Origin of the sequence: Cellvibrio sp. UBA7661 (assembly GCA_002483365.1) — a bacterium.
Taxonomy (GTDB): domain Bacteria; phylum Pseudomonadota; class Gammaproteobacteria; order Pseudomonadales; family Cellvibrionaceae; genus Cellvibrio.
The window spans coordinates 100,356-114,362 of the sequence record DLHT01000019.1 but is presented as its reverse complement, the minus strand read 5'-3'; the positions used below and the strand labels follow the sequence as shown (position 1 = coordinate 114,362).

At 47.6% G+C, this 14,007-nt stretch carries 7 protein-coding genes; 3 read left to right on the top strand and 4 right to left on the bottom strand.

The window, feature by feature from the left end; all coding sequences use genetic code 11:
* Positions 1-3,156 (top strand): carbohydrate-binding protein (locus B2739_RS17860; protein WP_331347195.1); only part of this gene is annotated, 3,156 nt, incomplete at its 5' end.
* Between the two features lie 103 nt (positions 3,157-3,259).
* Here B2739_RS17860 and B2739_RS17855 read toward each other — a convergent pair.
* From B2739_RS17855 to B2739_RS17845, 3 genes are all read right to left on the bottom strand, one after another.
* Positions 3,260-4,771, bottom strand: coding sequence for a tryptophan halogenase family protein (locus B2739_RS17855; protein ID WP_331347194.1), 1,512 nt, complete (start codon positions 4,769-4,771; stop codon positions 3,260-3,262).
* 32 nt (positions 4,772-4,803) lie between these two features.
* Positions 4,804-6,309, bottom strand: a complete 1,506-nt coding sequence (locus B2739_RS17850; RefSeq protein ID WP_331347193.1) for a tryptophan halogenase family protein — start codon at positions 6,307-6,309, stop codon at positions 4,804-4,806.
* 146 nt (positions 6,310-6,455) lie between these two features.
* Complete coding sequence (locus B2739_RS17845) at positions 6,456-9,596, bottom strand: TonB-dependent receptor (RefSeq protein WP_331347192.1); 3,141 nt, start codon at positions 9,594-9,596, stop codon at positions 6,456-6,458.
* 887 nt (positions 9,597-10,483) lie between these two features.
* On the opposite strand from B2739_RS17845, the gene B2739_RS17840 reads away from it, so the two are divergent.
* Together B2739_RS17840 and B2739_RS17835 are read left to right on the top strand one after the other, a co-directional pair.
* Positions 10,484-11,977 (top strand): MFS transporter, encoded by a 1,494-nt coding sequence (locus B2739_RS17840; RefSeq protein WP_331347191.1) that lies wholly within the window; start codon positions 10,484-10,486, stop codon positions 11,975-11,977.
* 23 nt (positions 11,978-12,000) lie between these two features.
* On the top strand, positions 12,001-13,236 hold the full coding sequence (locus tag B2739_RS17835) for an RNA polymerase sigma factor (protein ID WP_331347190.1): 1,236 nt from the start codon (positions 12,001-12,003) through the stop codon (positions 13,234-13,236).
* 85 nt (positions 13,237-13,321) lie between these two features.
* Here the strand turns inward: B2739_RS17835 and B2739_RS17830 are convergent, their stop codons facing one another.
* Positions 13,322-13,990, bottom strand: a complete 669-nt coding sequence (locus B2739_RS17830; RefSeq protein ID WP_331347189.1) for a polysaccharide deacetylase family protein — start codon at positions 13,988-13,990, stop codon at positions 13,322-13,324.
* Positions 13,991-14,007 lie beyond the last annotated feature (17 nt).

The window sequence follows — 14,007 nt, the reverse complement described above, 5'->3', positions numbered from 1 at the left end:
GCGCGCTATGTGCGGGTGAATGTCGCGAGCAACACCGGTTGGCCTGCAGCGCAAATTTCAGAACTGGAAGTGTTTGGCGATAACCAGACTCCACCACGCGATGCTTTTGCACAAATCAAAGCAACCTCGTACAACAGCATGAGTGGCATTCAAACCGAAGGCACTTCAGATACCGGTGGTGGCAGTAATATCGGTTGGATTGACGATGGCGATTGGGTTGCTTTCAACAATGTGAATTTCGGTACTGGCGTAAATAAAGTGAGTGCGCGCGTTGCAACTAACACCGCAGGCGGTACGATTGAAATGCGTTTGGGTGGCGTGAGCGGTTCACTGATTGGCACTATCGCTGTGACCAACACGGGCGGCTGGCAAAACTGGACAACCAAAACCGCGAACGTTTCGGCGATGGGCACGCATGATTTGTATCTGGTCTTTAAAGGGACTGCCGCAGGTGGTTTGTTTAATGTGAATTGGCTGCAATTCAGTAACGATAATGCGCCTGCCGTTCCTGCGGTACCGCAAAATTTATCGTCTACTGGAAAAACCACATCGAGTGTTTCACTGTCCTGGACAGCCGCAAGCGGTGCTGATGGTTATGAAATTTTGCGCAATGGTAATGTGGTCACCACAACCACCGGTACCACTTACACCGATAGCGGTTTAAGTGCAGGCACCACTTATGCGTATACAGTGCGTGCGTTTAATGCAGCGGGGAGCTCTGCGCAAAGCAATAGCGTAAGTGTGACTACCGATACCAATAACCAAAATCCGTTGGTGGTAAAAGTCTCTGCAGGCAAACCGATTGTGGCAAGTACATCGCTCGGGCATACACCGGCCACTAACGCGGTGGATAACAACCAGGCGAGCTATTGGGAAAGTAATAACAACGCCTTCCCACAAACACTCACCATCGATTTGGGTAGCACCCATCGCGTGAGCAAAGTGATTTTGAAATTACCAAACGATGCAGCATGGGCAACCCGCACGCAAACCTTGTCAGTTCTTGGTAGCAGCAACGGTACTGCATTTACCAATTTGGTAAATTCATCCGGATACAGTTTTAATCCAGCATCGGCCAATACCGTGACGATTAACTTCACTGAAACTGCCACACGTTTTGTGCGCATTAATGTCACCGGCAACACCGGTTGGCCTGCAGCGCAAATCTCCGAATTTGAAGTACATGGTTATCCTGATCCGGTACCACCGGCGACTCCGCAGAATGTTGCAATTGCGGGCGGCACTTCATCCACATTATTTTTAAGTTGGGATGCAGCGGATTTGGCAAGCGGCTATAAAGTGTTGCGCAACGGCGTACAAGTTGCCGATGTCACCGCCACTTACTATCAAGACACAGGTTTAACCGCGAGCACGAGTTATCAATACCAGGTTCGCGCGTACAACCAATTTGGAAATTCTGCGTTGAGTACAACCGCAACAGGAACAACACTGGCAGAAAACCAAAATCCAAACCCCGGTACTCAACGCGGTGCCAATATGCCTTATAAAATTTATCAGGCAGAGAGTGCAACGGTTGGCGGCGGCGCACAAATTGTTGGACCCAATCGAAATATTGGTGATATCGCCGGTGAAGCGTCTGGCCGTCGTGCAGTGACACTCAATGGCACCGGTAGCTATGTGGAATTTACCACTAACGAAAGTACCAACACCTTGGTCACTCGCTATTCCATTCCCGATGCACCGGGTGGCGATGGCATTACCGCGACACTGAACATTTACGTGAATGGCCAGTTTGAAAAATCGATTACGCTAACATCAAAATATGCGTGGGTGTATGGCAATGAAGACAACCCGATCAACAGCCCAAGTGCTGGCCCTGCGCGTCATATTTACGATGAAGCGAACATTATGTTTGATCGCACCATTCCAAGCGGAAGTAAAATTCGTTTGCAAAAAGATGCACAAAACACCTCGCAATACGCAATTGATTTTATCAGCCTCGAACAGGTAGCGCCGATTCCAAACCCCAATCCCAGTGCGTTTATTACACCGAGTGGATTTACCCATCAGGCAGTACAAAATGCATTGGACCAAGCACGCATGGGCAATGCGTTGGGCGTTTATTTGCCTGCCGGTGTTTATCAAACGTCAAACAAATTCCAGGTGTACGGCAAAGCGATTCAAGTGATTGGTGCTGGCCCTTGGTATACCCGTTTTGAAACGCCTTCCAATCAAAACAATACCGATGCCGGTTTTGCCGTTAGCAATTCTGCCAATGGTTCAACCTTCGCCAATTTTGCCTTTTTTGGCAATTACACCAGCCGCATTAATGGCCCAGGTAAAGTGTTTGATTGGAATGGCGTATCCAATATGACGATCGACAACGTGTGGGCAGAGCATCAAGTCTGTATGTTCTGGGGTGCCAGTGTTCACAACATCACTATTAAAAATTCACGCATGCGCAACCTGTTTGCCGATGGACTTAACTTTACCAACGGCAGCAGTGGCAACCACGTAGTGAATAACGAAGCGCGCACTACGGGTGATGATAGCTTTGCACTGTTTGCGGCAACTGATAATGGCGGCGGCATTGTGCAAAACAATTTGTTTGAAAATTTAACCGCGATGACACCCTGGCGCGCTGCAGGCATGGCGGTTTATGGCGGGCAAGGTAATACCTTCAAAAATATCCATGTGGAAGATGCATTGGTCTATTCCGGTGTAACTATCAGCTCGCTGGATTTTGGTTATCCGTTTACCGGGTTCCAATCCAACCCGACCACCAATTTTGAAGGCATTACCATTTTGCGCTCTGGCGGCACCTTCTGGAATAACCAGGTATTCCCCGCGCTTTGGATGTTCTCTGCATCAAAAAGTTTTCAGGGAATTCGCGTGCGCGATCTGGATATTATTGACCCCACCTTCCACGGCATTATGTTCCAAACCAATTATGTGGGCGGCCAGCGGCAAAATATTTTCCAGGACACCGTATTTACCAACGTGAAAATTTCCGGCGCTATGCCACACCCGTCTTACCCCAACCGCTCCGGTTATGGCATTTGGGCCAACCCGATGCCAGAGGCAGGGCAAGGTTGCGCGGCGGGACAAGTGGAATTTAATAACCTGACGCTGACAAACAATGCCGTCAATATTAAAAATGATTGCCCGGGTGACATCACCATTACGGTGAGATAACCCGATAATTAAATGCCAGGAAATGCAAAAGCCTGCTGGATTACTCCAGCAGGCTTTTGAGTACATATCGTCACTCCCGCTTGCGGGAGTCCATTCGTTTCTGTTAATACGCCGAACAGTTATCGCGAATAAATTGATCATGTGTTGGCAATTTATTAATAAATGTTTCCAGCACCTCACGATAGGCCAACAAATTTTTGCGTGCCACTGAATAGTCATCCTCTATTAAAATAGGAGAGTACTTTTTGGGTCGGAGCCCCATACCTTCACAAACTGAACGCCAGTTGATCGGCTGGAAAAGTGCATCAATCATTTCCGGCAAGCCGCCTTGAACATTAAAATAATCAATCATTTCCTGCAGCGACGGCGGCAATTCCATATTTTTACACCAGCGCCAGAATGGCGTGTCCTCACGCTCGGTCAAACAATAATGCAACACGATAAAATCGCGAATCTCTTCGTATTCCATCGTCATACGACGATTGTATTGATGAATTAACGCAGGCTCACAATCCTGATCAGGAAAGTTACGCATAAAGTGGATAACACCGCGCACCACCAAATGAATCGCTGTAGATTCGAGCGGCTCAATGAAGCCCGAGGCCAAACCAATTGCCAGACAATTTTTCTTCCAGATCTCCTTACGCACGCCGGTTTTAAACGGAATGACCCGTGGCTCAATTAATGGTTTTCCATCTACCACACTCAGCAAGGTATTAATGGCCTCGTCATCGCTACAAAATTGGCTGGAATAAACGTAACCGTTACCTGTGCGGCGCTGTAATGGAATGCGCCATGTCCAACCATGGTCACGTGCAGTTGCACGGGTATAGGGTGTGGTATCGCCAATATTTTCGGTTTGCACAGCTACCGCGCGGTCGCAGGGCAAATAATGCGTCCAATCGCAGTAGCTTGACCCCAAGGTTTTTTCAATTAACAGTGCATGAAAACCACTGCAGTCAATAAAAAAATCCGCTTCAATTTCTTCCCCAGAGCGCAGGACGACTTTGGCGATAGCGCCATCGTCGCGCTGTACTACCTGCATTACCTTGCCTTCGGTACGTTTAACTCCCATTGCTTCGGCATATTTACGCAAATATTCTGCAACTAACTTGGCGTCCAAATGCAATGCATAGCGCGCTTCACCAATTGCCGTTTTTTCTGCAAGTTGTGGCAAATAAAAACGACCATTTTTGGCCATCACATTACAAGGAGAAAAATCCTGCAGTGCGAAGTCATCACCTTGGTGAAAACTTTTTAACCAGGTTTGATAAAACGTATATTCCGTCATTCCCGCTGTGATAGTACCAAAGGGGTGAAAATAGGATTCTCCCTTGACCCGCCAATCAGTAAATTGAATACCCAACTTAAAGCTGGCCTGTGCGTATTTGATAAATTCCTGCTCATTGATTTCCAGATTTTTCAACATTTCCAGAAAAGGTGGAATGGTAGATTCACCCACACCGATAGTGCCAATTTCTTCTGATTCCACCAATTCAATCTGTACGGCTGAGGGATTACCATCTTGTTTCTGAAGTTGTTTTGCGATCATAGAGGCAGCGATCCAACCGGCTGTACCGCCACCAACAATTAAAATTTTCTGTAAGGGTTTCATGGTGTCTTCCCAATATTTTTTTATTTTGTTGTTTATGCAAAGTCAGGCGCAGCGCAGTGCTGGGCAATGAACTCATGGTGGTGTGGCGTATCGTCCACCACCCTAACCAAGGACTCACGCATTTTTTCCAGATTTTGTGCAAGCATGGTTTCATCCAGCAGATCCACCTGCGCGTCATATGCATCAGGCAGATAATTGAACCCTTCGAATATGGCAAGCCAGCTAGGCAACCCGAACATTTCCCAACGATAATTGACTACATGGCCGCTCGCCTGAAACAATTCCATTTTATGCTGGAGCGAATCCGGTATCTTCATTGCGCGACAGTAGCGCCAAAATTCAGTGTCATCACGCGCGCTCAGTTTGTAGTGCAGAATAATAAAGTCACGTACGCGCTCGTACTCCAACAGGGTCGTCTCATTAAATTCACGCACGATGCTGTCGTTATATTGCGCCGCTGCCAATAGCGAACGGATTTTTTCAATACCGGTTTGCACCAATGCAATACTGGTACTTTCCAGCGGTTCCAAAAACCCTGCCGCCAGGCCTATTGCAATACAGTTTTTATTCCACGCCTGTTTGCGCCGCCCGGGCACAAATGCAATTTTGCGCGGCTCATGGAATAATTCGCCCTGTACATTTTTAATCAGCATTTCACGCGCAATTTCATCGCGCATAAATTGGCTGGAAAATACATGACCATTGCCATCGCGATGCTGCAGCGGAATTTTCCATTGCCAACCGGCGGGGCGCGCATTCACTTTGGTATAAGAGTGCGGCACATCAATGGATTGGCTTTGCACCGCAAAGGCGCGGTCGCACAGCAACCAGTCTGTCCATTTTTCGTAACCGGTTTGCAGGGTTTCTTCAATCAGCAGACCTTTGAAGCCGGAGCAATCAATAAATAAATCAGCAGAAAAATGTGCGCCGTAATCCAACTGTACAGACTCAATAAAACCATCGTTTTCACGGCGTTGTACATGCGTGATTTTGGCATCAATCCGGCGCACGCCATTTTGCTCTGCGTGTGTGCGCATCAGCCCCGCAAACAAGGTTGCATCAAAATGCAATGCCCAATCAAACACCGAGAGTGAAGAAGGAGGATTTATCGCAGGAAAGGTAAATTTATTGTGTTTGGCCAGCGCAACACCAAGCGAGTAATCGCCCAACTCAGTGGCCATATTTTTTTTGCGCAACTTCAACCAATAGTGATGGAAATCAGTTCCTTTTAGCGATTGCCCATACACGCCAAAAGGATGAATAAAACTCGATCCGGGTTTATGCCAATCATTAAATTGGATACCCAATTTACAGGTCGCGCGCGTCGCGCGGATAACATCAAGGTCACTTAAACCCAGATGGCGATAAAACTGACGGATGGTGGGAATGGTTGCTTCACCGACACCTATAGTGCCAATTTCAGAAGATTCGATCAGCGTAATATCAATTCGCTGTTTGAAGTGGTGCTTGAGGCTTGCTGCTGTCATCCAGCCTGCGGTGCCCCCACCAACAATAATAATACTGTTTACTGCACGCATATATTTGGGGTCGTTTATGTGAGGTCATTGTTATATTTTTATCCTGTGCGACTGCATCCTGCATCGCGCTGGATTATCCCGGGCAGCAGTGTCTCTGCCCGGGATAATGTTGTTGCCGTCTATCTAAACGCTAGTAAACACGCCTATTAGAACTTGGCACGCACACCCAGTGAGTAGCGCGCTTCGTTGTCATATACCAACGACGATTGCTCTACACCATCAGCCAAACGATACACTTCCTTCACATCTTCACTGGTGAGGTTAGCGACCTGACCAAACACAGTGACGTTGTCCAACACATCATAACTCACGTTGAAATCAACATAAGTAGCGCCTTTCACGAAGTTTGCGTAACTCAACGTACCGTAATCTTGGGTAAAACGATCATCACGGCTGTTGACGGCAATACGCGCCTGCAACTTATCTTGTTGGTACCACACAATAAAGTTGTAAGTGTTTTCCGAGTTGTTGGCAAATGGATATTTTTCGCCAGTTACGTCAGAAGCCAAACCTGGACGCTCACTTGGGGAATAAGTGTAGTTAGCTTCAACACCAAAGTTGCTGAGGAAGCCATCGGTCACGTCACTCAACGCCAATTTCGCGCCCAGTTCAAGACCTTTCACCTCACCACCTTTGCCTACAACAGGACCGGTACCACGGATGTTGTAGGTTTTACCGCGTGAGACCACATCGATGAAACTTTCTTTTTGCTCAACGAAAGATTCAATCTCAACCAGATATGCACCGATGTTAAACATACTTGCTTCGCCGAAATAGTATTCCGCCGAAACGTCGTAGTTGGTACTCAACCACGGATCCAGATTGATGTCCGCGTTGGAGTTCCAACCACTTGGGATACGCTGGGTTGAATCATCCGGATCCGGCCCGGTATAGATATCCAGGCTTGAACCATAACGATACAAATCCAATTCCTGTTTGTTTTTCGCTGCACTCAAACGCAGTTTGATATCGTCGGTTACCGTCCACGCCAAGTTCAACGATGGCAATACATCCGTGCGACTCTTGGTCTTGGTCTCGCGGCCAGTGTAGTAATGCGAACCACCGTATGCACGCTGAACGCCGGTACTTTGATAAGCATTCGCCTCGATTTCTGCCTCAATCACTTTAACGCCCGCAGTACCAGACACAGGGCCGACCTCAAAGCTGCCCACGAGGTAGCTGCTGAGTTCATTCAACGTCACTGTATAGCTGTTAGCTGGGCCAACAATTTTTTTGATGTCGTTGAATGCCTTGCGGTTGAAACCTTCGGGATCATCAAAGGTAGTTGGATCAACTGCCCAGAAACCTGGAATACCCTTGGCATATTTACCCAAATCAGTAACGAACGTGAGTTTTTCTCCGAAATGATCCAAAGGTTGTGGAGGCAATACGAAGTAAGGTGTGAAGGTAGAGGGATCATTTGCATCCAAACGTTCACCCGCAGAGCACTCACCGCCACTACCACCACCATCAAATTTTTGGTCGATTGAACGCCACATGGCATAGCAACCGGTGATGTTATTAGCACCTGGGAGATCAGGGCCAGTCAGGCGATTATTGGAACCCACATAGAATTGCGCCCAATAATCGTAAGCTTCTACATCAACCATACGTGAGCTTGCACGCAAGCCTACTTCTACATCGGTAATGAAAGAATCTTCGAACTTGTAATTGAGATGACCACTGATGGCTTTGAGTTTTGCGGAGGTGTCGTTGTCTTGCTCCAACTGTTCACCTTCCATGATCCAACTGTCTTTGTTGGCCATGTAAGTAGCAAGGGATTTCTCACCGGAAGCATCAGTCAAACCGCCAGCGATAGGCTGATCCCAACCACTCCAAACATGCTTGAAGCCATCCATTTTCAAACCTAACAATGGATCTTCATTGTAACCCTTCGGGTTTGGCAACACGAAACGGCCACCATTCACACCCACTTTATCCAAATGATCCGGATCAAGTGTCAAACCATATTGCTCAACCACATCCTTCGGATAGAAGTGACCGTAAAGACGCTGAACAGTGTCACCACGGAAACTGTTAATACCGCCTTGCGCAGTGGCAAACAACACGTTGTTGTAGGCCTCTGCATTAACGCCGCGCACGCCACCGGTAAGTGCGCCACCATTATCAAAGTTCACTTCTACGTTGATGTTGGTGGAACCTGAATCGATAACGCGGTTGCCACCAATCGACTGTAACCAAAGTGGCTGGACATTAAACTCATCGGCAATAATCCATTCACGGCCATCTTTTCCGGTAACAGAGTCAGAGGCGTTGGTCGGCACAGCAATTTGTGCTCCCGTCCAACCGTTTTGGTATTGATCGTCAAACATCGCCAAACGATCCGGCTTCAGCGCCGTCATCCCCTGCCAACGGTTGGAGATATTCAGGCCTACTTCACGTTGATATTCTTTGGCTGTTGTATGGAAAGCCTCGACCACCAACTCAAGACCATTACCCAGATCCGCTTGTAACGCACCATTAATACCATCGCGGTTGCGCTCATTGGTTGAGTGCGAGAAGCGGTAACCGTGCGCATGGTTAACCATCCACTCCTGATCAAACGCACTGCCAGGACCAAACTGGAAGCCATTCGGATCACCTGCACGGCCAGCATAGTCGTTAGCAAGATTCTTTGACCCACTTACACCGGACAACATTACACCCAGGTTTTCATTACGCCAGTTAATCAATGCGTTGAACGTACTATCCATTTCATCGCTGATTTCGCCGTTGGACAACTCATAGCCGCCTGCAGCGCTAAAGCCATCTTTGAAGTCCATAGGACGGAAGGTCTTGATATCAATAGTACCGGTAATACCCGATACCTTATTGGTCACATCGAGACTTTTGTACACATCGGCTGCGCGCAACAATTGCGCAGGCACATCACCAAAGTCAGGTTGTGCGCCGGCAAGGTTACCTGCCGCCAGGAATTGTTCGCCGTTCAGCATCACCGCAACCTGATCAAGGCCGCGCACGCTCAAACGGGCACCTTCACCTGCGTTACGCTGGATTTGTACACCGGTGATACGTTGCAATGAGTCAGTGATGGTTACGTCGGGCAGCTTACCGATATCTTCTGCGGAGATGCCGTCAACTATCGATTTTGCTTCGCGTTTGGTGTTGATCGCATTTTGTTGCGCCCCTTTCACCCCAAGTACTACTACTTCTTCGATGGCATCGTCGTTGGATTGTGCAAATACCTGAGTTCCCAAGCCGAATGCAGCGTAGGAAGCAATTGCACTGGCGATGAGTTTTTTCTTAAAGCCTCGCTTCGTGTTCATGGACTTCTCCGTTTACCGATTTATGGAATTATTGTTAACACGTTTAATAGCCCTCCTGTAAACCTTGCGCACCCAACACAAAAATTATCAGGTAACGCAAATCATCCCACAGGAGAAAGGATGAATCCGATGTTATAAATTTTTTGAAAAAAATGCTCATCAATGAAATGTATGTTGAGACAGCAACAGCGATGCGGGAGCCATTGGCGAAAGTCGGTATTTTTATACTTAAAGTCCTAATGACAACGTGCGATTTTATCCCGGGAAACTGCTGTAATCTTTTAATTTTTATCATCTTAATGACGGCAATCGCACAATGTCCATAGCTAAAAGCAGTCTAGCAAAAAAGAAATCGTTTTCAATTTTTTGAAATCGATTTCAACTTAAATTTATTTTTAAAATTTAAAATTGGTTTTTAAAAAACATTTCTGAAAACGTTTTCAGAAATGTTTTTGCAGAATAAATTTCATGGATAAATTTCTGCGCGCACCAGATAAAAAACACAACACTTAAAAATCAATTGCGACACAACTACAGCACACCAAGACACGATTACGGCACAACATAAAAAATGTGCGTAGACGATGAATTTGATAGGAGCAACCAGCAACACACACAAATAAGAACGAAGCCACGTAATTGCGCGCACAGCTCATTTTCATAAGTTAACGTTGTACACAACCAATGCGCAGCACATAACGCAGTGATACACATCCACTCAGCAAGAAAAATAAAAAGCCGCGCGCAACCTCAGCACTATCAAGAACCCTTTCGCTCCCGTCGCCACAGCCTGGGTTGTTTTCGCTATAATCCCGTCACCTGTACCACGCCTCCTGGCAGCCGCGCACATGCCTCGCATAGATAACAACCATAACCAGACAGGATGTATGCAACACAAACCCACCCTCAGTTTTTGGCAAATCTGGAACCTCTGTTTTGGTTTTTTTGGTATCCAGTTTGGCTTTGCCTTGCAAAATGCCAACGTCAGCCGGATCTTCCAGATTCTTGGTGCCCCCATAGAGGAAATCCCCATTTTGTGGGTCGCGGCACCTATCACGGGTTTGTTGATCCAACCGATCATCGGTTATATGAGCGACAGGACATGGAATCGCTATGGCCGTCGCCGCCCCTATATTCTGGCGGGTGCCATATTGGCGACGCTGGCATTGGTGGTGATGCCCAACTCACCCACGCTGTGGATTGCCGCCGGAATGTTGTGGGTGCTGGATGCATCGCTGAACATCGCCCTTGGCCCTTCCATTGCGCTGATCAGCGACATGCTGCCGGAAGAGCAGCGCGCCCCGGGATTTTCAATGCAGAGTTTTTTTATTGGCGTGAGTGCAGTTGTCGCTTCGGCATTGCCGTGGATTTTCAGCAACTGGATGGATATCGCCAATACTGCCCCTCACGGGCATGTCCCACCCTCGGTGGCCTACGCTTTTTACGCAGGTGCCGCGCTGCTGCTGTGCAGCCTGCTGTGGTCAGCACTATCAACACGCGAATACAGCCCGGAACAAATTGCCTTGTTCCAACGCTGGCACGATCAACACAGCAGCGCTGATGACCAGCGCCAGTATTCCGGTTTTATCCGCTGGGGTTATAGATTGGGTGCAGCAGGTGTTGCCCTTACCGCGATAATCGCCATCACACGAATGGATCCAAAACTCTATGTGTTGAGTGTCGGTATTTTTTTATTTGGCTTGCTACAGTTGGCTGCCGGGCAATTACAACAGGCAGGCAAAACCGATAACGCGCTATACCAAATAACGCGCGATATGGTGCTGATGCCGCGCACCATGAAGCAATTGGCACTGGTGCAATGCCTGTCGTGGTTCGCACTGTTTTCGATGTGGATTTACAGCACCGCCGCTGTGACTGCGCATCACTATCACAGCAATGATCCCAGCTCCCACGCTTACAACGAAGGCGCAGATTGGGTGGGCATTTTATTTGCCGCTTACAACGGCTTTGCGGCTCTGGCGGCGGTACTCATTCCGGTGCTGGTAAAAAAAACCAATCGCAAAATTACCCATATGATTAACCTCTGCCTAGGTGCCGCGGGATTGATGTCGTTTATTGTTATCCGCGATCCGCAATGGTTATTGCTCTCGATGGTGGGCGTTGGTTTTGCATGGGCTTCTATATTGGCACTGCCGCTGGCGATTTTAAGCAGCGCCCTGCCTCCCACAAAAATGGGTGTGTATGCGGGAATTTATAATTTTTTTATTGTCATACCCCAGATACTGGCATCGAGCATACTGGCAATCATGATCAGTAAATTATTTGGCGGCCAACCCATTTATGCGCTGGTGTGCGCCGGTGTGTTTATGATCCTTGCCGCGATTGCCACTGCCTTTGTCGATGACCCCGGCAATCCCTAACGCCATTTATAAAGACGACCAATATGCCAGCCAGTATTGAAACACTAATCCATGGAATTTATCGCACTGAATCGCGGCGTGTATTGGCAACACTGATTCGTTTGTTAAAAGATTTCGATCTCGCCGAAGAAGCATTACAAGATGCATTCACCGCTGCACTGCAACAATGGCCGCATGACGGTGTACCTAATAATCCGCGCGCATGGCTTGTATCCACCGGGCGCTTCAAAGCAATCGACCAATTGCGCCGCTGCGCAAAATTCCACGTATCGTTGGAAGATGTCATCGAACAACTGGAAGAAGAAACATTTGAGCAAGATGACGAACACAATCATCATCTTGAAGATGACCAGTTGCGCCTGATCTTCACCTGCTGCCATCCAAGCCTCGCACCGGAAGCGCAAATGGCGCTCACCCTGCGCGAAGTGTGCGGGCTTACTACCGAGGCAATTGCACGCGCATTTCTCACCACACCCAGCACACTGGCACAGCGCATTGTGCGCGCTAAAAATAAAATCCGCGATGCAAACATTCCCTACGAAATACCGGCACGCAGCGAATTACCAACGCGCCTTGATAGCGTACTGCACGTTATTTATTTAGTTTTCAATGAAGGCTACTCCGCCTCATCCGGCAGAGAACTCATTCGTCAGGAACTTGCGCAAGAAGCGATACGTTTGGGGCGATTACTCGCCCAACTATTACCGGACGCCGAAGTATTAGGTTTGCTTGCGCTCATGCTGATACAAGATTCGCGCAAGCACGCGCGCACTGACAATAATGGCGACTTGATTCGTTTGGAAGATCAGGACCGTTCGCGTTGGGATAAAGCACAAATTGCCGAAGGCTCCGCATTAATACAGCGCGCGTTAAGCAGCGGCAATGCTGACATTTATTGTCTACAAGCAGCAATTGCCGCACTGCATGCCGAGGCACGCAGCTTTGAACAAACCGACTGGCAAGAAATTTGTGGCTTCTACGATTTATTATTGATCCGCAATCTATCGCCAGTGATAGAACTCAATCGCGCTGTCGCTATTGCCCATCGCGACGGTGCCGCACAAGGCCTGGCGCTACTGGATGATTTGCTCGCACGAAAACAACTGACGGATTACCATTTATTACACGCAGCGCGCGCTGAATTTTTATCACAATTACACCGCACATCTGAAGCAAAAAACGCCTACGAAAAAGCAATAGCGCTGACCACACAAGAACCGGAACTCCGCTTTTTGCGCAGCAAGCTTAATGCGTTGTGATTCTGTTCTTAATACAGAAGAATCAAACGTCTTTCCCGTTATAGTGATGCACCGGAATCCAATCCAGATCGACAACTCACGAATCTTATTTTCGAACAGCCAAAACCAATAAATCATTCACGGTAACAAAGCGATAACCCTGCGCTTTCAATTCACGAATAATACTTGGCACTGCATCCATTGATACCTTGCGCGATGGATACATGATATGCAGCAAAATAATTGATCCCGACTTGGCTTCTGCCACGACGTGTTGGGTTATTTTTTCGCTACTGATACTGACCTCGGAAAAACTTTCCGGTTCTATATCCCAGGTAACTGTAGTCATATTGTTACGCTGCAAATATAACGGCAACATCAGTAACTTTTTGCCATAGGGTGGGCGAAATACTATTTCGTTTTTATAACCAAGATTGCGAATTAACTCGTTAGTGTTAGCAACCTCATTAGTCACATCCTGATAAGACATAAACACCATCCGTGGGTGCGAGTAAGAGTGATTTCCAATTTGATGACCGGCAGCGATTAATTTTTTTGCTTCTTCCGGATACTGTTCCATCTCCCGCCCCGTCAGAAAGAAAGTCGCTGTGATTTGCTCCTGTGCCAGAATATTAATGATTTTTTCTGTCGCCCCCGGTAGCGGGCCATCATCAAATGTCAGTGCAATTATTTTTTCGTCTGTATCTACGCGATTAACAATTTTACCAAACAGTTGAAAATCCCGGCATTTACTGATGTTAAACACAACCGCCATTAGCAGCACCAGAGTAA

What these genes read in the sequence shown, in the direction of transcription:
- B2739_RS17855 (WP_331347194.1), bottom strand. Translation starts at nt 4,771, where the DNA reads ATGAAACCCTTACAGAAAATTTTAATTGTTGGTGGCGGTACAGCCGGT.
- B2739_RS17850 (WP_331347193.1), bottom strand. Translation starts at nt 6,309, where the DNA reads ATGCGTGCAGTAAACAGTATTATTATTGTTGGTGGGGGCACCGCAGGC.
- B2739_RS17830 (WP_331347189.1), bottom strand. Translation starts at nt 13,990, where the DNA reads ATGGCGGTTGTGTTTAACATCAGTAAATGCCGGGATTTTCAACTGTTT.
- B2739_RS17845 (WP_331347192.1), bottom strand. Translation starts at nt 9,596, where the DNA reads ATGAACACGAAGCGAGGCTTTAAGAAAAAACTCATCGCCAGTGCAATT.
- B2739_RS17835 (WP_331347190.1), top strand. Translation starts at nt 12,001, where the DNA reads ATGCCAGCCAGTATTGAAACACTAATCCATGGAATTTATCGCACTGAA.
- B2739_RS17840 (WP_331347191.1), top strand. Translation starts at nt 10,484, where the DNA reads ATGCAACACAAACCCACCCTCAGTTTTTGGCAAATCTGGAACCTCTGT.